This window comes from Alteromonas sp. ABV4_150, assembly GCF_056311745.1.
Genome location: NZ_CM149971.1, coordinates 1,468,120 through 1,490,022 on the forward strand (window position 1 = coordinate 1,468,120; position 21,903 = coordinate 1,490,022).

General features: G+C 46.6%; 15 protein-coding genes. 9 read left to right on the forward strand and 6 right to left on the reverse strand.

The annotated features are described in order from the left end of the window. Positions 1-109: 109 nt before the first annotated feature. From thiC to ACYX4M_RS06400, 7 genes are all read left to right on the forward strand, one after another. On the forward strand, positions 110-2,020 hold the full coding sequence (thiC, locus tag ACYX4M_RS06370) for a phosphomethylpyrimidine synthase ThiC (RefSeq protein ID WP_476082341.1): 1,911 nt from the start codon (positions 110-112) through the stop codon (positions 2,018-2,020). After that, the gene (gene thiE, locus ACYX4M_RS06375; RefSeq protein ID WP_476082342.1) at positions 2,017-3,639 is read left to right on the forward strand and encodes a thiamine phosphate synthase; all 1,623 of its coding nucleotides are present in this window, start codon (positions 2,017-2,019) and stop codon (positions 3,637-3,639) included. Before thiC ends, thiE begins: the two co-directional genes overlap by 4 nt. Further along, positions 3,632-4,519 (forward strand): HesA/MoeB/ThiF family protein, encoded by an 888-nt coding sequence (locus ACYX4M_RS06380; RefSeq protein WP_476082343.1) that lies wholly within the window; start codon positions 3,632-3,634, stop codon positions 4,517-4,519. The genes thiE and ACYX4M_RS06380 overlap by 8 nt, the downstream gene beginning before the upstream one ends. Continuing rightward, positions 4,506-4,715 carry a sulfur carrier protein ThiS gene (gene thiS / locus ACYX4M_RS06385; protein WP_476082344.1) on the forward strand — a complete coding sequence of 70 codons (210 nt, stop codon included), beginning with the start codon at positions 4,506-4,508 and terminating at the stop codon, positions 4,713-4,715. Before ACYX4M_RS06380 ends, thiS begins: the two co-directional genes overlap by 14 nt. A 1-nt stretch (position 4,716) precedes the next feature. After that, positions 4,717-5,487, forward strand: coding sequence for a thiazole synthase (locus tag ACYX4M_RS06390; RefSeq protein ID WP_476082345.1), 771 nt, complete (start codon positions 4,717-4,719; stop codon positions 5,485-5,487). Beyond that, on the forward strand, positions 5,484-6,617 hold the full coding sequence (thiH, locus tag ACYX4M_RS06395) for a 2-iminoacetate synthase ThiH (protein WP_476082346.1): 1,134 nt from the start codon (positions 5,484-5,486) through the stop codon (positions 6,615-6,617). The genes ACYX4M_RS06390 and thiH overlap by 4 nt, the downstream gene beginning before the upstream one ends. Positions 6,618-6,828: 211 nt before the next feature. Continuing rightward, positions 6,829-8,055, forward strand: coding sequence for a threonine/serine exporter family protein (locus tag ACYX4M_RS06400; RefSeq protein ID WP_474828636.1), 1,227 nt, complete (start codon positions 6,829-6,831; stop codon positions 8,053-8,055). 98 nt (positions 8,056-8,153) lie between these two features. Here ACYX4M_RS06400 and ACYX4M_RS06405 read toward each other — a convergent pair whose 3' ends face one another. The 4 genes from ACYX4M_RS06405 to ACYX4M_RS06420 all read right to left on the reverse strand — a co-directional run bounded on the left by ACYX4M_RS06405 (position 8,154) and on the right by ACYX4M_RS06420 (position 12,708). Continuing rightward, positions 8,154-9,230, reverse strand: a complete 1,077-nt coding sequence (locus ACYX4M_RS06405; RefSeq protein WP_476082347.1) for a DUF697 domain-containing protein — start codon at positions 9,228-9,230, stop codon at positions 8,154-8,156. Continuing rightward, positions 9,227-10,618, reverse strand: coding sequence for a YcjX family protein (locus ACYX4M_RS06410; protein ID WP_476082348.1), 1,392 nt, complete (start codon positions 10,616-10,618; stop codon positions 9,227-9,229). The genes ACYX4M_RS06405 and ACYX4M_RS06410 overlap by 4 nt, the downstream gene beginning before the upstream one ends. Positions 10,619-10,819: 201 nt before the next feature. Next, complete coding sequence (locus ACYX4M_RS06415; RefSeq protein ID WP_476082349.1) at positions 10,820-11,581, reverse strand: MBL fold metallo-hydrolase; 762 nt, start codon at positions 11,579-11,581, stop codon at positions 10,820-10,822. A 191-nt stretch (positions 11,582-11,772) separates the two neighbouring features. Next, positions 11,773-12,708, reverse strand: coding sequence for a LysR family transcriptional regulator (locus ACYX4M_RS06420; protein WP_476082350.1), 936 nt, complete (start codon positions 12,706-12,708; stop codon positions 11,773-11,775). Between the two features lie 223 nt (positions 12,709-12,931). Here ACYX4M_RS06420 and ACYX4M_RS06425 point away from each other — a divergent pair, with 223 nt between their 5' ends. Beyond that, on the forward strand, positions 12,932-14,152 hold the full coding sequence (locus tag ACYX4M_RS06425; protein WP_476082351.1) for an acyl-CoA dehydrogenase family protein: 1,221 nt from the start codon (positions 12,932-12,934) through the stop codon (positions 14,150-14,152). Positions 14,153-14,276: 124 nt separating this feature from the next. On the opposite strand, the gene ACYX4M_RS06430 is transcribed toward ACYX4M_RS06425, so the two are convergent. Together ACYX4M_RS06430 and ACYX4M_RS06435 are read right to left on the reverse strand one after the other, a co-directional pair. Further along, complete coding sequence (locus tag ACYX4M_RS06430) at positions 14,277-17,003, reverse strand: TonB-dependent receptor plug domain-containing protein (protein ID WP_476082352.1); 2,727 nt, start codon at positions 17,001-17,003, stop codon at positions 14,277-14,279. 423 nt (positions 17,004-17,426) lie between these two features. After that, on the reverse strand, positions 17,427-19,520 hold the full coding sequence (locus ACYX4M_RS06435) for a TonB-dependent siderophore receptor (protein ID WP_476082353.1): 2,094 nt from the start codon (positions 19,518-19,520) through the stop codon (positions 17,427-17,429). A 200-nt stretch (positions 19,521-19,720) separates the two neighbouring features. Here ACYX4M_RS06435 and ACYX4M_RS06440 point away from each other — a divergent pair, with 200 nt between their 5' ends. Continuing rightward, positions 19,721-21,418 (forward strand): class I SAM-dependent methyltransferase, encoded by a 1,698-nt coding sequence (locus ACYX4M_RS06440; RefSeq protein ID WP_476082354.1) that lies wholly within the window; start codon positions 19,721-19,723, stop codon positions 21,416-21,418. Positions 21,419-21,903 lie beyond the last annotated feature (485 nt).

A 21,903-nucleotide genomic window follows, 5' to 3' on the forward strand; every position in this document is an offset into this window, starting at 1 on the left:
TTTCAACCTCGCTACAGTAGAAGGTTCACTCCTTTTAACACTCACACACTGTATTCTCCTTCACTCCTGACAAGCATTTTTAGAACCTAAAATTACAAGGTAAAATGCTATGTCGAACAGACGCGAACAGCGCCAACAAGCTCAGCAATTCATAAATGAACTAGCGGGCGAAGCTTACCCAAATTCAACACGTCATTACGAGTGTAGCAGCCGCAACGATATCCGTGTGGCCATGCGCCTTATCCACCAGCACGACAGTTTAGTCGGTGGCACCGAAGAAAACCCCATTCTAGAGCCAAACCCACCCATTCCGGTGTACGACACCTCTGGCCCTTATGGCGACCCGCAAGAAAACATAGATGTACATAAAGGTTTAAGCCCGCTTCGCCAGAAGTGGATTGAAGAGCGCAGCGATACCGTTGAACTAGAAGGCGTTTCATCAAGCTTTGCAAAAGAGCGTGAAAACGACATATTTACTGAAGATTTTCGCTTTATCCGCAGCCGCAAACCGTTAAAAGCGAAAGCGGGCAAGAACGTCACTCAGCTTCACTACGCAAGACAAGGCATTATTACCCCTGAAATGGAATATATTGCCATTCGTGAAAACATGGGCCGCCAAGCTATTAAAGATGCGGAGCTAACGCAGCAGCACAAAGGAGAGCACTTTGGCGCGAATTTGCCCGATACCATCACGCCTGAATTTGTTCGCCAGGAAGTGGCAGCAGGCCGCGCCATTATTCCATGCAACATCAATCACCCCGAGTTAGAGCCAATGATTATCGGCCGCAACTTCCTGGTGAAAATTAACGCCAACATTGGTAATTCAGCGGTGACTTCATCTATCGAAGAAGAGGTAGAAAAGCTGGTATGGTCAACGCGCTGGGGGGCCGATACCATCATGGACTTGTCTACCGGCAGAAACATTCACGAAACCCGCGAGTGGCTGCTGCGAAATAGCCCGGTACCTCTTGGCACCGTACCTATTTATCAAGCGCTAGAAAAAGTGAATGGCGTAGCCGAAGACTTAACCTGGGAGATGTTTAAAGACACCCTAATTGAGCAGGCCGAGCAAGGGGTAGACTACTTCACCATTCACGCAGGCGTGTTGCTTGAATACGTGCACCTTACCGCAAAGCGGGTTACTGGCATTGTATCTCGCGGCGGTTCAATCATGGCGAAGTGGTGCTTAAGCCACCACCAGCAAAGCTTTTTGTACGAACACTTCCACGATATTTGCGAAATATGCGCGAAGTACGATGTAGCGCTGTCGCTAGGTGATGGCTTGCGCCCTGGTAGCGTGGCTGACGCTAACGATGATGCGCAGTTCTCTGAGTTACGTACCCTTGGTGAGCTGACCAAAATAGCATGGGAATACGATGTTCAGGTAATGATTGAAGGCCCTGGGCATGTGCCAATGCACATGATTAAAGCGAACATGGAAGAGCAGCTTAAGCACTGTCACGAAGCGCCGTTTTATACCCTTGGCCCGCTTACCACAGACATTGCACCTGGTTACGATCACTTCACCTCAGGTATTGGCGCCGCCATGATTGGTTGGTACGGCTGCGCAATGCTGTGCTACGTAACGCCTAAAGAGCATTTGGGTTTACCTAACAAAGAAGACGTTAAACAGGGGCTTATCACGTACAAAATAGCGGCTCACGCTGCCGACTTAGCGAAGGGCCACCCCGGCGCGCAAATACGCGACAATGCTATGTCGAAAGCGCGCTTCGAGTTTAGATGGGAAGATCAGTTTAACCTTGCATTAGACCCCCACACTGCTCGTGCTTATCACGATGAAACCTTGCCGCAGGCTTCTGGTAAAGTTGCGCACTTTTGCTCTATGTGCGGCCCAAAATTCTGCAGCATGAAAATTTCTCAGGAAGTACGTGACGTCGCTAAACAAGCAGAGCAACAAAAGTTTGAAAAAGAAAAAGGCATGAAAGACATGGCTGATGCGTTTAATCAATCGGGCGCTGAGCTTTATCACACTGCAGATAGCAAGGTAGAGCTGCCATGATAAACAGCCACCTAACCAAACCCGTACTAGAGCCGCCTAGCATTAAGCTGCCTGTGGTGTGGTGCATAGGCGGCGTTGATTCAAGTGGTGGCGCGGGTATAACTCGCGACGCCATCACGCTTGCCGATTTAAGCGTTCATGCCTGTGTGCTCACTACACAATTTACTGTGCAATCAAACCAGCATCTGCTTAATACAGAAAGTATGAGTGCATCTGCGTTAAACCAGCAGTGGCAAGTGCTTTACGAAGATACGCCACCACGCGCCATTAAAATAGGCGCTATCGCAAACGATGAACAAGCGCTTTTACTTTGCGCACGTCTCCAGTCATTAGTAGCGCCTCGGCCCTTTGTAATATGGGACCCTGTGCAGGCTTCTTCATCTGGCGGAATGTTAAGCGACTTAAGCGAAAGCGTTGTTGACGAGTTGCTGAACACGGTTGATTTGGTTACCCCAAATATCGACGAGCTCGCTTGGCTGTCTAATTTGCCGGTAAACGACGATACCAGCTTAGCGTCAGCAATAAACCGGCTAATAGGAAAAGGGGCAAAGAGTGTTTACGTCAAAGGCGGCCACGCCGAATGGCAGGCTCAGGTATATGACACCTTTGTTTGCGCCTCGCACACCCTTCACTTTAGTCAACCGATAATTAATAACGGTAAACTTCGGGGTACTGGCTGCATGTTAGCAAGTGCGATTGCAGCTTTTATTGTTAACGACTATTGCATTGAAGATGCGCTCACCCTAGCTAATGCCTATGTGTGTGAAGTAAGGCGAAAGACCCTTTGCGAGCCCGATACGGACAGCGCTAAGACGCATAATCATGGGGCTAATTTGCCTACGTACTTTCCGCGAACTAACGGTTTCCCCGCCAACGCTGTAAGTTTTCCAAAAGTAAACTTTCGCCAAGGTAGCGGTGTTTTTCACAATAAAGATTTGTGCCTAGAGAATTCGTCTAACAGCGACCAAACCTTTGATAATACACAAGGCAATCGCGCCCACTTTCGTCCACTCACCAACACTAACTTAGGCATTTATCCCGTGGTAGACAGCGTTGAGTTGATAGCGAGGCTTTGGCCAACGGGCGTAAAAATCATTCAACTAAGGATGAAGAAAGGCTCACAACAAGGCATTCGCCAACAGATAAAAGAAGCCATTGAGTTAGTGGAACACACCAATTGTCAGTTATTTATTAACGACTATTGGGAGTTAGCTATAGAGCTGGGGGCTTACGGTGTTCATTTAGGCCAAGAAGATCTTGATACTGCAGATTTAAACGCTATTCGAAGCGCCGGGCTAAGGCTGGGCATTTCAACTCATGGGTTCGCTGAGATTCAGCGGGTTCGCGCTTTAAACCCGTCTTACATTGCCCTTGGTCATATCTTTCCAACCAATACAAAAGACATGCCCTCTAAACCCCAAGGTGTAGAGCGCTTGGCAAAATATGTGAAGCTGTGTGAAGGCATACCCACAGTTGCCATTGGCGGTATTAATTTATCGCTTATAGGTGACGTGGCTAAAACTGGCGTTGACGGTATTGCCGTGGTTAGTGCCATTACACATGCGGAGCATCCGCTTAAAGCCTACCAAGCATTGGTTCAGGAGGCAGGTTTTGCATAGTCAAGCAGCACATCGTACCGCGACTGACTCAGCCAATAACGCTAATGGCTCACTTAATACCGGTAACGGTTCATTCAATAACGCCAGTAGCACAGTTACTCCCACCAATGGCTTCGCTAGCGCCCAGATTGAACATCAAGCCATACGCCGTTACAGCAGGCAGCTCTTGCTCGACTGTATCGACCACGACGGCCAGCTTAATTTAGCAAACGCACACGCCGTTGTTATTGGGCTGGGCGGCCTTGGAAGCTTAACTGCCCGCTATCTTGCTGGCGCAGGTGTTGGCAATATCACTTTGATAGATGGAGACACTGTCGATATCAGTAACTTACAGCGCCAAGTTAGCTACAACGAAATGCACTTAGGTGAGCTTAAAGCCAAATCTCTATATAACGAACTTCGCAAAGTTAACTCTGTTCTAAACATTCAGTATAGAAGCAAGTTTGCTGATAGTAATAACTTACCAACCTTAATCTCATCTGCCACCTGTGTACTGGATTGCACCGATAACATTAGGGTAAGGCGGCAGATTAATGCTGCGACCAACCGCGCCTCTATTCCACTTTTTATTGCAGCCGCCAGCGGCCTTACATGGCAAGCACTTAATTTGCCGCAAAACTCGAACTCCTGTGGTTGTTACGAGTGCCTAGTAAATAAGGTTTCTGTGCGTGAAGATTGCTTGAGCAAAGGCGTACTTGGCCCTGTTGTTGGTATGGCTGCTTGCCATCAGGCAACACAAGCTTTGCTGTTTTTAGCCAAAGGGTTCCAAGCCGACATTAAGTGGGGTCACTACCTAACTGGGAATGCAGGCCTGGGTTCACTACAAAGCTTTGCATTACCCCCCGCTTCTACCTGCGAGGTTTGCAATGACGCAAATTAAAGTAAACGTAAACAATCAACCTATGAACGTGATCTCGCCCATCTCACTTAGCGAGTTAGTCGCCCTTAAACAACTGAATGACGACGGTACCGCTATTGCTAGAAATGCCGCCATAGTGAGTAAAAAAGAATGGTCGACCACTTACCTTAAAGACAACGACACCGTTGATATTTTCACCCTAGTTGCAGGAGGCTAATATGCTAACGCTTGCAAACCACACTTTTTCATCACGTCTTTTAACCGGTACAGGAAAGTTCAGCAACGCCATCACTATGAAAGACGCAGTGGCCGCTGCACAAAGTAACATTGTTACCCTGGCAATGAAGCGCGTGGCAAGCAATAGCGCGCAAGACGAAACGCTATCGGCCCTTCGAGAGTTAGGAGTTACACTGCTTCCTAACACATCGGGAGCTAAAAATACCCAAGAAGCGATATTTGCCGCAGAACTTTCTTATGAAGCGCTAGGTAGCCCATGGATAAAGTTGGAAATTCACCCCGACCAGCGCTACCTGCTACCCGACCCAATCGAAACCCTTCAGGCCGCCGAGGCTTTGGTAAAAAAAGGGTTTAACGTACTGCCTTACTGCGGGGCAGACCCCGTTTTGTGTAAACGCCTTGAAGAAGTAGGCTGCGCCGCTGTTATGCCGTTAGGCGCTCCTATAGGCAGTAATCAAGGCTTACAAACTAAGCCTTTTTTGCAAATTATTGTTGAACAAGCCTCTATTCCGGTCATTGTAGATGCGGGTATTGGCAAGCCCAGTGAAGCCATGGCGGCCATGGAAATGGGCGTAGATGCGGTACTGGTAAATACGGCTATTGCCACCGCCCAAAACCCTGTTGCCATGGCAGCGGCCTTTGCAAGCGCTGTAGAAACAGGCCGAAAAGCGTTTGAAGCAGGACTAGGGGCAACCAGCAATTTTGCACAGGCATCAAGCCCACTTACTGCGTTTTTGGAGCCTGCGGTATGAAGGTAGCTCAAGCACTAATGCAGCAAGACTTAGCCCATCTCGCCATGTCAATGAACAGTAAAACTGCGAATGACGTAGAGCGCGCATTAGGTAAAGAATCCCTTTCACTCGATGACTTTTTGGCGCTGATCTCACCTGCCGGCTCACATTACTTGGAAGCCATGGCAAGTCGAGCGCAGGCCCTTACCCGCCATCGCTTTGGCAATACTATGCAGCTTTTTGTGCCTTTGTACCTGTCGAACCTGTGTGCCAACGAGTGTACCTATTGCGGCTTTACCATGAGCAATAAGATAAAGCGCAAAACCCTATCTATAAGCGAAGTGCTCACTGAAATTGAAGCCATTAAAGATTTAGGCTTTTCCCAAGTGTTACTGGTTACAGGCGAACACGAAACTAAGGTGGGCATGAACTATTTTGAGCAAACCCTTAGCGCCATTCGCGACAAGGTAAGCTACCTCATGATGGAAGTACAGCCGCTAAAATGGGAACAATACCAAACGTTAAAACATCTGGGATTAGATGCGGTGCTGGTATATCAAGAAACCTATTCGCCCCAGCACTACGCCCGCTACCACACCAGAGGTAAAAAGCAGGATTTCTTATGGCGATTAGAAGCCAGCGACCGTATTGGGAAAGCGGGGATCGATAAAATAGGCATAGGTGCGTTACTTGGTTTAGGTGACTGGCGGGTTGACAGCGCTATGACCGCCCTCCATGGCAAGTTGATACAACAGCACTATTGGCAAAGCCGTGTATCTATTGCTTTTCCGCGCCTTAGAAGCTGTGAAGGTAATAGCACTGGCGGCAACGCTCTTACCAATAACAAACTACCTACCGAACGTGATCTGCTGCAGCTGATATGTGCTCATCGCTTGTTTAACCCGCAAGCGGAATTATCTCTGTCTACCCGCGAGTCGGCCGCATTTAGAGACGGCGTAATGCCGCTTGGGATAACGTCTATGAGTGCTGCATCGCAAACTCAGCCGGGCGGCTATAGCGAACCTTCACAGGCTTTAAATCAGTTTGATATTGATGACAGCCGCTCGGTGCCAAAAGTGGTAAACGCAATTGCTAGGAAAGGCCTAGAGCCTGTTTGGAAGGATTGGATGCCATTTGAAGCACGAGCATAAATGTTCCCGTTGAAGCAGCAGTTAAACGCTGCTTTATCACGCATTAAAAGATTAGTTTTTTTAGGGCAAAACAAATAAAAAATTTGTTTTGCTTTCATGTAAAACCCTCCGTAGAATCCGCCCAAATTTTAGCCAGACACTTTACCTATGTGTCTGGCTTTTTTGTCTTATTTATTTCATATTAAAGTTATCAAAACTTAAGGGCAGTGCGTTGGATACCGTTGAATTTATTCAAATTCGTAGATTTATAGTAAAACTTGGCAAAATGCTGCACAAGTATGGTACTCCTGCGTTCCGTCTGGAAGCTTATCTTGGTGAAGTCGCTCAGTATTTAGGTGTGCACGCGTCATTTATTTCTACACCTACATCGCTTACTTTTGTTATCTGGAGTGACCGTCACGAAGACGAATACAACCACTCGGCGCGATTACAGCCAGGCGATTTGGATATGAATGCGCTGTCGCTAACCGATGAATTAGCCAGCGAGCTACTATCGGGAAACCTTTCGCTAGCTGAAGCCGATAAGCGCCTAAATGAAATAGATGCGATGGGCAGCCCCTACGGTAAATTATCTACCGGTACGGCATTTGCCATGGCCACCGGTGCATTCGCTATGCTAATGGGTGCAAGCTGGAGCGAAATAGGTTGGTCTGCTGCGCTGGGAATAGTGGCCTATTTGTGGACGTTATGGGCAGAGCGCTCGAAGCGCGTAAACCTAATGCTAGAGCCTGTTACCGCATTTGTAGGCGGCATTTTAACCTGTGCCATAAGCCAGTACGTTGACCCGGGCATTAATATTCCTTTGGTTGTGCTTTCATCAGTGATTGTATTTGTGCCTGGGCTTGCGCTGACGATGGGCTTAGCGGAACTATCTTCCCGTAACATGGTGTCGGGCACGGCTCGTACAATGGACGCCATAATGCAACTATTTAAACTGTATTTCGGTGCGTTTTTGGGTGTTTCGGTAGGGTTCAGTGTATTTGGTGAAAACGTGTATACCCCTGCAGAATCGCTGCCTTACTGGGCAACCTGGCTTGCTGTGTTTTTACTTTGTATTGCGCTAGTTGCCATATTTAGAACCCGTATTAAGCACATACCTTGGGCACTGGCAGCTGCGTTTATTGCTTATAGCGCTACCGCGTGGAGCTCTGATTACATGAGCCCTGGGCTTGGTGCATTCGTAGGCGCATTTGCGCTAGGCATTTTTGCTAATGCGTTCACCCGCATTGCCGATCAGCCCGCCACCATTGTTGCAATGCACGGTCTTATTGTTCTGGTGCCGGGTTCTAAAACCTATATTGGCTTGAACTCGTTTATGACCGGCCAAGACTTTGTAAAGGCCGACCATTTGGGCCAAGAAGTGTTTCTGATCTTTATGTCGCTAGTGGCGGGGCTTATCTTTGCTAACGTGGTTATGCCTACCAAAAAGGCGCTATAACGTTAATGCAGTAACCTGAGGGTTTCGCGTTAGAGCGCGGCTGATACCATTAGGCTGCGCACAATTGCAAGCGCAGCCTAACAAGTAGGCGAGACGTGCTATTTAAGCAACTTGATTAACGCTCGCCCTAAACGAGCGTTAAGCGCGCCAGCGGCAATGGCTTCAGCCGAATTCTCCATAAACTTGGCCGACAAGCTGCCACCAATTTGATTGGCGACTTCATCGGTAGCCAAGTCAAATACGCCCTGCGCCGCTATGTTTTGTGCCAGTACTTTTAGTAGCTTCCAGTTGCCCGCTGTACTTGGTCGTAACCCGTACACTCGAGCCATACGACGAATGGTACGAAAGCTAATCCAAATCACGGCAAAGGTTTGAATAAGATTGTTGGGGCTAATAAACGCCAGGCTTCCTGCCGTTACCGACTCTTTGTTCAACACCTTGTGTGCTTTTTCCTGCACCGGTTTCAATACCGTATCTTCGTACAGGCCTAGTCGTTCTGGCCCTGTCATATCGTCTTGGAATTGCTGTTTGTAACGGTCGAAACAATGGGCCGCGTAAGAACCTCTAGAAAAGCGTTTACCGTGCTGACTTAATACGCGGTCTATTTGTTGCGGCGATGTCTCACTACCGTTATTAGCCAGCAATTCCCGGATAACACCAGCATCTTCCATCGCAGTATTTACTTGCTTATAGCCGCGCCATTCTTTAAAACTTAAAAAGCTGAAGCAGCTAACAAACCCCACTAGCAGCGCACCCAAAAAACCTGTCCCTATGGGGTGCTCAGAAAGGTTAGCAGCAAGGGTGGTATAGGCTTCAAAAACAAAAAAGCCAATTAACGACACTACACCAAACCCGAGGGTTGCGGCGCCTAACGAAAAACCGTCTTTCTTAGCTTCAACTTCCCACACATCTTCACCAACCTGCTGCGGAAGCTTGGTTTCAGGCTGAGCAATATCTAAGGTTTGTGTTTTAACCTTGGTTTTATACTGCGGTTTGTTTACCGCACTACTATTTTGTTCGCCCTGAGAGGCAGTTTGAAATTGCCTATCTGAATTACCTTGCTGGTCACTATTCGCGCCATAAGGCGCGTCGCTTCTAAAACTGGGCGAATTACTAATATCGGACGAGCTAGACGGCTCTGGGCTTTCATCAAATGTATAAGGTTTATCGCTCATTCTTGTTCTCCTTTGCCCAGTAAAAACTGAAGCAATCTGTCTACGCCCTTACCTGCTAAAATACGCGCTTTAAAATCGCTGGGCACACTCACATTAGGTACCGGGAAGTGACTGCCCTCTTCCATATCTTTTAGTGTGCTGGGTATGGGTTCAAACGTAGATTCTACATAGCGGCCTTCGCTGTCTTTATAGCGAATAGCGTCTTCATTGCTGCCGTCGTCTGTGACTTGCATGCTAGACACTAAGAAATGTTCAAACTGAATAGGTTTACCGTCGAACCGTGCTCGTGCCCCTTCGGTAATCTGGGTAAGCAAATTAAGTAAATTACCGCGCTGACTTACCGGCACCAAGTCAGACTTCGTGGCCACAAACGCCACCTTGCCTATTTGTTCTTTTTTCAGCACATTGCGCGAAAACCAATTACTTTGCCCGTACACGAAAGTATCGGCCAAATGGCTTAGGGTTTCCTTTAGCTGATACAAATGCTGTCTGCTATGGTTAAGCCCTTCAAACAAATCTACCAAAATAATTTGCTTATCGGTTTCTTTGAAAATGGACTGTTTTAACGGCGTTAGCCACGCACTTTGAAACTTCGAAAAGTGCTTATCAAAGATTTTAAACCAAGGGTGCGACACATCGCTGGTAATGCTAGAAGGCAGAGGCGTAAAGCCAAATGCCTGCCAATCAAAGTCGCTCGACTCCAATAAGAAACTGCCCGGCTGCAGCAAAGATATACCGTTAGCTTTAGCTTCAGCTAAATAATTACGGTAGGCGTTAACAAGCAGCTGAATGCGATGTTCTGTGGGCTCTTGTTCAAAGTCGAATTGATTAACAAAGGCTTTCCACTGACTTGCAAAATATTGTTGCGGCCCGCTGCTAAGCTGCGCCCACGCAGAGTCAGACCAATGAGCATAGGTTTTACTTAACATAGGAATGTCGGTCACCCACTCGCCAGGGTAATCGATAAACTCAAACACCACTTCGCTATGGGGCAAAACATGGCGCTTAAATGATGTTGTTTCTTTTAAACGTACCACTAACTTAAAACCAAACGCTTCTTCGGTAGCTTTTGGCCACTGGCCGTTTTCAAGATCACCAATGTTCTGCAAGTGCGGAAAAGGTTTATAGCCTTCAATGGGCTCTATGCGCATATCAAGCACATGGGAAGGCGGCAAATATCGCAACAAAGGCAAACATGCATAACCCTCTTCACTACGGCTTTTCAGCATGGTGATAAGGCTGGTAAATAACATGGACTTACCGCTTCGACTCAGCCCAGTAATAGTGAACCGGTGCGTTTCTTTGTTAAACGCACTACTTAGTTTGTCGCCGGTTAGCGACGCTAATTCCCGAGTTTTGTCAAAAAGCGTAGCGATATTTTTTTGCATTATTGTTTTATATTCTGCCTTTGCAGCTCCTATACCTTTGAGCCTATCTCAACAAACATAACGTGCCGAGAGGGGCTGCACTTACTTTAATATAAAGTTCGCGATACAAGAGTAATGAGGTTTTGTACGTTTAAAAGCAAGGGCAGTGCCATTTAAACACGCCACTTAGCAGGCAAAGCCAGGTTACCCTTGGCCTGCAAGTTAATGCTCGCGAGTTTGATTGAAGAGCTTTTTCTTTATACGATTTTTGCTGGAGTGCCAGTGGTTCTTAGGTTTGCGAGGTGCATTCTCGATAACATGCTCAAAATCAATATCCGACTTTTTCGTTGGCGGTACATGCGCACAAAAGAATGTATCAATTTGTGACTGCGCCAACCTTTTTAAGCTTTCACGATATTGATTAGGATGACATAGCGGATACGGCGGTACTAACTCCCCTTTAACCTGTACCAATACATCGGCAATGTAAGCTTGCTGCGTGGGAATATGCGCAAGGGTTAGGTCGTGATCGGTATGACCCGGCGTGTACATTACCTGCCAATCGGGAAAACCCGGCAACCGCTGATTGTCGGCAAGCGTGATATCTGGCGCTAATATTGGGTTATACCAAATAGGCATTCTAGGCTTGCCAATACGGTTTGCCACCCACCAGGTTAGCAGCAAATCAATGCCGTGAGCGGTACGCCCGGCAAAGCCCGCATACCACTTAATAGCTTTAGGATGGGACGCAACCTGCGCACCTGTACGCTGACGCAATTTAATAGCCCCACCAGCGTGATCAGGGTGCATGTGGGTAACAACAATAAGCTTTAGGTCTTGCAACGGGCGCCCTAGGGTTTGCGTAATATATTTGCACACTTTGTCTACATCGGCCCGGCTACAGCCATCAAGCAACAGCAAGCCGCTCTCGTCTTCAACAAGATAAATGTGCTGTATATAGCCTGCTAATGTGTGAATTTTCATTACCGCTTCCTTTTCACCCGAACCTGCAACGCTTGCTAAAAGTACTGCCTAATTAGCCTAAGCACTTACTTCTACTTATCTATATACCGTCGCGCTTTTTACCGTGAAAGTCGCTTGGCATTACAAAGCGTAAAATACTGTGCTAGTACCTGTATGCTATTAGCGATGATTGGTATGAATCCTATCAGAATCTATCTGGTATGACCAGATTCAGCGAACAAGTGTAACATTAAATCCCTAAGCCACATTAGCCCTGGCTCGCCTTCTTGCTGGCTATGCCAGTAAAGGTGTGTTTCCAAAGCCGGAAGTTGATACGGCAATTTAGTACTTATTAAATTGTCATCGCTTACCGCATCAGCTACGGAGCCTGGCAAGGTTAACAAAGCGTCTGTATTAGCCACTACATCGGCTGCCGCGCGATAGTTTTGGCAGCGCCACAAAGAAGGCCGACTTACGCCCAATTGTTGAAGCGCAATTTCCTCTACCGACGCGCCTTTAGCACGATTAGACACGGTTATATGACGGGCCGCCACATACTTTTTCCTATCTAAATTCTGTGCCAATGGGTTTTGCTCATTCATAAGCACTTTGTAGGTATCGCGACGCAATAAAGAATGTGAAATAGGCGCGGCAACGGCGCGGCCAATATCAATAACTAAATGAAGGTTTCGATTTGATAGGTCTGCCAACATGGTATCGCGATGTAAGCGAGTGCTTACTATTTCGATATTAGGTGCTTGTTTTTCTGCGGTTGACAGCAGTATGGGCAGCACACCTAACTCTAACGATTCCTGCATAGCAACGACAAAGCGCTGATGGCTGTACAGCGGGTCGAAATCGGCGAACTCGCCTAATGCTTTTCGAATTTCACCCAGAGCTTTTAGAATAGCGGGCGCTAGTCGTTCGCAGGCAGCGGTAGGCAACATGCTTTGCTTTTCTTTTACAAAAAGCGGGTCGCCTAAAATATCCCGAAACCGGCGCATGGCATGACTAACGGCAGACGGCGTAATGTGCAGCGCCTCGGCCACGCGGGTCATATTTCTATGCTGCCAAAGGGCTTCAAACACCTTCAGCAAATTCAAATCAAGCTTTTCAAATTGTCTGTCTTCAAGCATTGGCCAAACCATGAATAAAATTCACACCATTTAAGGATTATATTTCATTTCATTCACTGAGCAAGTTTCTCTAGTATTAAGCTAACGAAGTACTTTTGCACACATTCATCGATGGCTAAGGAGCATGAATTTAGTGCGCTCTTTACAAGCAAAATAACCATGTGATGCAAAGCCTAAATACGCTGCTTGCAAGCATTACAAACTAAAGCGAACAATTTAAAAATAAAGGTACCCTATGGATTTTTCACATAACGACAAAACCAAAGCCTTATTAGAAAAGCTGGATAACTTCATTGCTGAGCATATTGCGCCAATTGAAAATGAGGTTTACGACTTTCATCATAAAGAGAATAACCATGGCGACTGGAAAAGCTGGAAGCTACACCCTGGCACAGAGGCACTAAAAGCCAAAGCACGTGAAGTGGGCTTAGCGAATTTGTTTCTGCCAGATGCTGAACTAGGTCAGGGGCTAACCACACTGGAATACGCGCCAATGGCAGAGCGCATGGGTAAATACTTATTTGCCCCCGAAATCTTCAACTGTAATGCGCCAGATACCGGTAACATGGAAGTGCTTTATCATTTCGGCAACGATGCACAAAAAGAACAGTGGCTAAAACCCTTACTGGCAGGTGAAATACGTTCAGTGTTTGGCATGACAGAACCTGATGTTGCGTCATCTGACGCCACCAACATGGCCGCCACCATCATTGAAGACGGTGACGACGTCGTTATTAACGGCAAGAAGTGGTGGTCGACAGGCTTAGGCCACCCTAACGCGGCATTTACTATTTTCATGGGTTTATCAAACCCAGATAACGACAAGCACAGCCGCCATAGTATGGTTATAGTGCCGCTAGACACACCCGGAATTACAATAAAGCGTATGCTAGATGCCTACGGCGATTACGATGCGCCTTACGGCCATGGCGAAATGCACTTTGATAATGTACGCGTAAGTAAAGACAACATTATAATGGGTTTAGGCAAAGGTTTTGCTATAGCACAAGGTCGCCTGGGCCCGGGTCGTATTCACCACTGCATGCGTGCTATCGGCATGGCCGAAAAAGCATTAGAGCTTGCGCTTAAGCGCGGTCACGAACGGGTTGCCTTTGGTAAGCCTATCATCCGCTTAGGTGGTAACTTAGAGCGTGTGGCGGATGCTCGCATGGCAATAGAGCAAGCGCGTTTGCTTACCCTTCACGCGGCGTGGAAGATAGATAACCTTGGCGTGAAACACGCTATGACAGAGATCTCGGCCATTAAAGTGGTAGTGCCAAACATGTTGCAAAGCGTAGTGGATATGGCACTGCAAATTCACGGTGGCGCAGGTATGTGTAGCGACTTCCCACTAGCCCGTTTTGCGGCTGGCGCAAGAGCCCTTCGTTTGGCAGATGGCCCTGACGAAGTGCACAAGGGTATGGTGTCTAGGTTAGAACTTAAAAAATATCAATAAGCTTTCTACAAAGGCGTTTGAAAACAAAGCAAGCTTGATAGAAGCCTACTTATAAGGCGCCCAATTTAGGGCCAGAAACAAAAATGCCGTTTCAATGAAACGGCATTTTTTATTGCTTTAAGGCTTAGTAAGTATAACGTGCCTGCACGTACCACATACCACCATTGAAACCAAACGGGCTAGCTTCTGAGTAAAGCTGGCCTAAGCTTCCTGCGCTTGGGTTTTCTTCTGGGTATTCGTCGAATAGGTTGTTCACACCAATAACAAGATCAAGGTTTTCGCTATAAGAGTACTTGGCTTCTACGTCTATCAAGATAGCCGCATCAATGCCGTCTACACCGTTACCCGTGTCGTCCCAACCACCGTAGTAGTTAGCGCGAACTAGGGTGCGAAGTGCGCCTTGGGTGTGTGTCCATGAAATATTACCGCGAAGGTTTGGCAGTAAGTCTTCAATTGCAGCAACACGGCCTTCGCCAATTGGGTTAAGCGTACCTACATCGTCCACTTCGGTTTCGTTGTAGTTCGCCGCTAGCGTAATACGTGAATTACCTTCCCATAAATCGAAGCTGTAGTTACCTACAATGTCGATACCGCGTGTAGTGGTGTCGAAGCTGTTCGAGAAGAAGCGGAACTGTGACAAATCGTCTAAGCCGATAAAGTCTGAGCGGTCGATAATACCCGACGCATCAAGCTCAGTAAGCGCTTCAGATACGGTTGCGTAGTCTGTACCGCCACCAGCGAAATTAAGCGCATCTAGGAAGTTTACGTTGGCACCTAGTGCTACACGATTTTCCATTTCAATGTTGTAGAAGTCGATGGTCCAGCTCATATCTGCCACATCAATTGATGCACCGAATGAGAAGTTAACCGCTTCCTCTGGCCCTAGCTCTGGACGACCGTTGCCTTGACTTTCAATGAAATCAGCCGCTAGCTGACCTGCCGCCGATGATAATGGCAGTGTACCTTGGTCAATTAGCACACCATTCACGTTTTGCGTGGTAACGTTAGTAATGCTTGCCTGGCCCGCTGTTGGCGCGTGGAAACCGGTTGAGTATGCACCGCGTAAACGGAAGTCGTCCGTTACGTGGAAAATACCGGCCAGTTTAAAGTCGGTAGTATCACCAAACTCACTGAAGTCTTCACGACGCAGCGCTGCTTGCAAGGTTAGTTGGTCTGTTACGTCAGCTTCCAAGTCAACATAGACCGCGTTACTGTCTTGTGACGAGCTAGTATCACGAGGAAAACCACCAAAACCGTTCGAACTAGATGAGAAGCCTTGGCTTGCTAGCGGACCAAGCGCATAAGACGCTTCATCACCGGCAAATAGATCGAACTCTTCTTTACGGTATTCAGCACCAAACGCAACGTTTAAGTCAGACGCTAAACCTACATCAACACCGTACACAAAGTTAAGGTTAACTAGTGTTTCGGTTTGTTCTTGGCCACCTGGTACAAAGTCGCGCGGCGTTGCTGGGCCTAATGACGCGTTTATGGTGTTCTTAATGAAGAAATCGGTGCGGTTCGAGCCACGCTGTGCACTGAAGTCGTAACCTAAACCGTTACCAATTTCTAAGTCACCACGCACACCTACGGTAAACGCCATGTCTTCGTTGTCGCCACCAAAGCGAGGTACAAAGCCCGTTGGAATAGTTTCGATGAACGAGAAACAGTTATCGTCTGCCTGTACTTGCGCTAGGAAAGTTGGATCTGGGAATACATTACCATTACCGCCAATAGGAATACCGTCGATACAGCTTCCACCTACGCCAACACCGTCAAGGTCACCAACAAGTACTGAGTGTACGCCGTCTGGGTCGGCTAAACCGGTTAGTGGGTCAACCAATGGACCTCGGTATACACCGCCGCGCTGGCTGCCTTCGGTTACTGGGTTACGGTAGAAGAAACCACCGGTAACCGTACGTTTACCGTAGTTACCAAATAGGTAAAGTTCAGCTTTGTCGTTTAGCTCGTACGCTGAGTTAATAAAAACTTTATAGTCGTCTTCTACGTCTGGCTGGCCCCAGTACTGTGGCACCTCATTGGTATAAGTGTTGATGGTAGAAAAATCAGACTGTGTTAAGTAACCTGCATCAACCATACCTTGTACGTCGTTGCGCACAACTGAGCGCACGGTACCTTCAACATCACGAATTTCACCTGTGATATTTACAAAGCCGTCTGCACCTAGCGAGAAACCGGCGTTGGCTGAAATGGTGTAGTTGTCGCCATCGCCTTCATAGGTAGAGCCGTAGTTAGCGCGGAACTCAAACCCTTCGTCGTTATCGCGAAGTAAGAAGTTAAGTACGCCGGCGATAGCGTCTGAACCGTACTGTGACGATGCACCGTCACGCAGTACTTCTACTTGTTTTAGCGCCAGTGAAGGGATTGCTGAAATATCCACACCCTGCGCACCGTCAGAAATACCGCCGCCTAGGAAAGAAATGATTGAGCCGCGGTGACGACGCTTACCGTTTACCAACACCAACACGTTATCTGGTGATAGGCCGCGCATGTTAGCTGGGCGCACAATGGTCGCCGCATCACTGATTGGTTGTGTGTTTACATCGAAGGACGGTACGTTAGTACGCAGCATATCTTGCACGTCGCTTGACGAGTTTTGGCGGAATTCATCACCGGTAATTACGTCTACAGGTACGGGTGAATCAGCCGCTGAACGGTTGCTCATACGCGTACCGGTTACAATGATATTTTCAACATCTTCTGCTTTTTCTTCTGCTTCTTGTGCAAAAGCAGGTGCTGACATTGCCGCAAAAAACGGTAATGAACTAGCAATAATGGCTGAGGTTATTCGATTAAGTTTTTTCCCTTTAGGGAAGTTACCTTGATCCAATGTGTTTCTCCTTCAAGACTTGTTGTTTTTTAAACGTTTTAAGTTTTTTGATTATTTTTATTATTGGTGTAGGCAACACTTATTAGCGGTTGTTGAATAGAATGTGATACAACCAAACTAATATGCACACCCAAATTAGAATAGATTCACTAAAAAGTATACTTTTAAGAGATAATTATCACCCATTAGACGAATATTATATTAGCCTTTAGGATAAAAGAACGCTTTGTTATTAAGGAGAGTCGAGAAAACGCCGCACACAACAACATGCAGCGCTTATAAAAGCAGATTAAACACACTAGCAACTGCCCTAATTTTAATCAAGGCAGTGGCTTGGTGTTATAAGAGTAAGAATTACTGAAGGGTAGTTTTCAGGATTATCGTCAGTGCCGTGCGCCTTTATTCGTTCATGAAGCGCTTGAATTAAAAGCTATACGACGCACTTAGCTGGGCGTTAATACCCGCGCCGTAGTAACCCACAGTGTGCAGGCTGTTAATGTACTTCTTATCGAAGATGTTATTGATGTTCATGCGAACGGTAAGATCTTCAGTAAACGCTTGTGATGCATACACGTTACCCAAGAAATACGCACCTTGTTCAACGTTGTAATCAACATTGCTTATCTCAGACTGCCAACGACCGCCAAAGCCTACTTCAACCTCTGGTGCTTGCGGCACTGTGTACGCTAGCTGGAACGTTACTACGTCACGGGGTGCCCATAGGTTAGCATCATTGCCCTGCTCATCCTCTACGTCGATAGCGGTGTAAGACGCATTAACACGCAAGGCATCGGTTACTTGGCCGGCTACTTCAATTTCAAAACCGTCAGACTCTACCGACACGCCTTTGTAGTAGTACTGAAGCGTGTCTGGGTTAGTGCCTGAGTAAGCTGCCAAGTTGTCTTGCTCTGCAGTAAAGTACGCGAACGTTGTTAATAAACGGTCGTCAAACCATTGGGCTTTCACGCCCGCTTCAAAGTTTTGACCTTTGGTAGGGTCTAGGTACTGGCCGTTAATATCGTACTGTTCTTGCGGCTGGTACACGTCTGAATAACTTACGTACGCGTTCACATCTTCAGTGACTGCGTAAGTAGCACCAACATAAGGGCTGGCTTCGCTTTCTGAGTTATCGATAACCGCGCCAGCGTTTTGCCCTGTTCGCTCAAAATCGATGGCGTTAAAGCCAGCAATAACATGCATTTCATCAGTAACGCTGAAACGCGCAGAGCCAAAGTAACGGGTTAGGTTTTGCTCAATATTTGAATATTCAGCAGCAGCTAGCCAATCTGGCTCGGCAATGGCATCTAGCGCATAAGGAAACGCAGGCGTTGGGCCGTAAGCAGGTGTAGCAGCGTAATCAAAGGCGTGAACAAAAGACACGTCATCGCTAGTAGCGTGGCTTACCCCAAAGTTCACTTCATGATTGCGACCAAATAGCGAAAAATCACCAAATACACGGCCTTCAACAAGATGAGAATCGCGCTCTGAGTCATAACGACCCGGCCAGCCAATAAGGCCTAAGCTCGTGTCTTTATCAATTGCGCCGTAGGCGTAAAACAGTTTGCTTTGATCTTCAAAGTCGCGGTAGTTATAGCTAAGCAGTAGCTGCCAATCGTTATCGAACACGTAGTCTAGCTCTACAAAGGCATTGGTGGTTTCGGTATCCCATTTCGACCACTCTTGGGCCGTGGTATCGCTAATATCCCACTCGGCTTGGGTGCCATCGGTGTAATTAAATACTAGCCCGCCCCAGGTGTTGCCGTCGGTATTCGCATCTTGATAAGACAACCCAAAGGTTACGGTAGCGTTGTCGGTTAACTGGCCGTCGATAACACCGTACACAAAGCTGCGATCGTTTTCCAGGCCATCTAGGTGCGACTCTTTATCTTCAACGCTTGCTACCACGCGGGCCGCCCAGCTGCCGTCTTCAGTAAGCAGCATTGAATAGTCGCCCTGTACGCGCTTAAAGTTGTACGAGCCAATGCTTGCGCCAATTTCACCACCCTCTTCATTGGTTGGGCGCTTGCGCACATAGTTAATGGTACCCGACGCATTACCCACACCGGTTAGCAGGCCGTTGGCACCACGAATAACTTCAATTTCCTCATAGCCGTAAGCTTCAACAGAGCCGGTAACAATGCCCCAGTCGTTCGGCAGGCCTACACCGTCAATTTGGGTGTTTTTAATTTCAAAACCACGGGCTGTGTAGTTAGTACGGTTAGTTTCCCACTCTTCTACGTTAATACCCGGCGCAAGCTTTAGCGCATCATTAATATTAAACGCACCAAACGACTGCATTAAGTCTTCAGACAGAATACTAATGGACTGCGGCGTTTCGCTAATTTCCATGGTTAAGCCCGTTGCACCGCGGCTTACGCGGTTTTGACGAACGCCAACAATACGAATTTTTTCAACATCTGCTTCTTTAACTTCTACCGTATCGCTTTGTGTAGTTTGCGCATTTACTGACAACGCAAACGCGATAGGCGTTAGTGCAAATAAACTGCTTAGTTTCATGGTTTTCTCTGCTATTGGTTTTGGAGGGTTTGTATGTTTTCGGGGCAGGAGTATAAAATAGCTTAAACTTAATTTAAATGATAATTATTGTTATTTACAATTCAGCGATAATGTTCATTCGTTTTCAGAAGGATGATTTGAGTTTACTTGCTAAATGATTTAGAAATAGACACTCAACGGATTGGCAATAAGTTAGCGGTTTGACCCAAAATATAACGTACTACTCAACTAACGCTTCGACACTTGCGAAACAATACGATAGCGTACCCTTTGAGTCTGTTCACAAAGAATGGTTATACGCCATACCTAAAGAAGGAATGGTGCTGGATGTGGGTGCAGGCTCTGGACGTGATGCGCGTTATTTAGCCTCAAAGGGTTTGGGTGTGGTTGCGGTCGAGCCCGCAACTGGCATTAGAGAGCTCGCGCAAGGCTATACCGTTTCAAACCCAATTCACTGGATATCAGATACACTACCCGAACTGACTGAAGTTTTTCGCTTACAAACTAAATTTGATTTAATACTTCTAAGTGCAGTTTGGATGCACATCGCGCCATCGTCGCGAGAACGTGCTTTTAGAAAGCTATCTTCTTTGCTAAAGCCTAATGGCACGTTAATCATCTCGCTGCGACATGGCAAGTGCGCTGACGAACGTACCATGTACCCTGTTTCAGCAGATGAACTGGCTAAATTTGCTAGCCAGTTCGGGCTTACTTATCGACTGCTTACTCCTGAAAAGTCAAACGATGAGCTAGGTCGTGCGGATGTTCAGTGGCAAACGGTTTTACTGACGCTACCTGATAATGGTACAGGTGCATTTCCTTTAATCAGGAATATCGTAATAAACGACAGTAAATCATCAACGTATAAGATAGCACTATTACGAACACTGCTTAGAATCGCCGAAGGCCATCCAGGCGCTGTAATAGAGCAAACAAACGAGCATGTTGTTTTACCGGTTGGGCTGGTGGCGCTCTATTGGCTGAAGCTTTACAAACCCTTAATTGATAAGTTCGAAATGCAGCAAAACAGCAATGCGAGCAGAGGATTAGGATTTATCAAGGAAGACGGCTGGCAGCAAATTAAAGCCTTTTCTAGTAATGATTTTTATATTGGCGCGCATTATTCAGATAGTGCAACAGTGCAAGCGATTTACCGAACTCTAAAAGACATCGCTTCGACAGTAAAAAACATGCCCGCTAAGCACACCACGTTACCTGGCACTGATAAAGGTGTTTTTCATGTTGAACTTAATCAAACTCGAAAACCTAAAACCGACCTTCTCTTAGACTTCGATTTTTTGTCTTCACTGGGTAAGTTCTATGTTCCTACTCATATTTGGGATTCATTAACGCAGTTTAGCGTATGGATAGAGCCTACTTTGATTAATGAATGGTCTTCCTTGATGGCTGGGTACAGCCATAACAAACAAAGGCCACTTACTAAAGTAGATTACCTCAATGCGCTTAGATGGGACGACCCAGAACGCACCACTTCAAGAATTCGAAAACGCGTTAACGAATTACTAGAAAGTGAAGATGTTGCATGCTGTTGGTCAGGTAAGCGTTTGAGGTTATCTAGCTACGCTATCGATCACGCTTTTCCTTTTGCGCGATGGCCCAATAACGACCTTTGGAATTTGTTACCGACCCAGTCGAGTATAAATGCTAGCAAATCCGATAAATTACCCACAGGTTTGAAGCTTTCTAACTCTCGTGAACTAATCGTTTCTTGGTGGAAACAAGGCTGGAAAAACAATCAAATTGAGTTTTTTAGCCAGGCCAATTTAGCCTTACCTAACCTAAAGCCAAATAACACAAACTTTGATGATGTATTTGAAGCTTTCGCTCTGCAACGTGACCGTATTAAGGCGTTGCAGCAGTTGGAGGACTGGCGATAAATCACAGCTTCTCGCTTCTTTGCAACAACTATCAAAACGGAAACTTCCAATTTGATAGTTTTTATGTGGAATGTTTAAAGTAGAAGTGGTTGCAATTAAAGACAGCTACATATGACGCTGAAGCTCTGCCATACCGAGGCTTTTTGTCCACTAATTTACACTGCACTGAGGAAACCTATGCGAGAAATTAATGCTAAATTTCACCAATTTTTTAACAATTTTTGGGTTTCAATCAGCTGTGCGGCTTTTACAACCTGGTTTTTTGCTGGAGATAACGCCCAGCATGTTGGTAATTTACTTAAAACTGATTATGCAAGGTTAGTATTCTTGAGTGTTACAGTAGTTTTATTCGTATACTCGACAACCCTTTTCATAACAGCGGCAAAGAGAAGGAACACCAGTTTTGTAAAAACGGTTATTGATTTTTTTTCAGGAAGGTAGTGCTTTTAGCTACTTTAAAAGTAATACAGTCAAAACGTCATTAC

What these genes read in the sequence shown, in the direction of transcription:
- thiC (WP_476082341.1), top strand. Translation starts at nt 110, where the DNA reads ATGTCGAACAGACGCGAACAGCGCCAACAAGCTCAGCAATTCATAAAT.
- thiE (WP_476082342.1), top strand. Translation starts at nt 2,017, where the DNA reads ATGATAAACAGCCACCTAACCAAACCCGTACTAGAGCCGCCTAGCATT.
- thiS (WP_476082344.1), top strand. Translation starts at nt 4,506, where the DNA reads ATGACGCAAATTAAAGTAAACGTAAACAATCAACCTATGAACGTGATC.
- ACYX4M_RS06390 (WP_476082345.1), top strand. Translation starts at nt 4,717, where the DNA reads ATGCTAACGCTTGCAAACCACACTTTTTCATCACGTCTTTTAACCGGT.
- thiH (WP_476082346.1), top strand. Translation starts at nt 5,484, where the DNA reads ATGAAGGTAGCTCAAGCACTAATGCAGCAAGACTTAGCCCATCTCGCC.
- ACYX4M_RS06405 (WP_476082347.1), bottom strand. Translation starts at nt 9,230, where the DNA reads ATGAGCGATAAACCTTATACATTTGATGAAAGCCCAGAGCCGTCTAGC.
- ACYX4M_RS06410 (WP_476082348.1), bottom strand. Translation starts at nt 10,618, where the DNA reads ATGCAAAAAAATATCGCTACGCTTTTTGACAAAACTCGGGAATTAGCG.
- ACYX4M_RS06415 (WP_476082349.1), bottom strand. Translation starts at nt 11,581, where the DNA reads ATGAAAATTCACACATTAGCAGGCTATATACAGCACATTTATCTTGTT.
- ACYX4M_RS06420 (WP_476082350.1), bottom strand. Translation starts at nt 12,708, where the DNA reads ATGGTTTGGCCAATGCTTGAAGACAGACAATTTGAAAAGCTTGATTTG.
- ACYX4M_RS06425 (WP_476082351.1), top strand. Translation starts at nt 12,932, where the DNA reads ATGGATTTTTCACATAACGACAAAACCAAAGCCTTATTAGAAAAGCTG.
- ACYX4M_RS06435 (WP_476082353.1), bottom strand. Translation starts at nt 19,520, where the DNA reads ATGAAACTAAGCAGTTTATTTGCACTAACGCCTATCGCGTTTGCGTTG.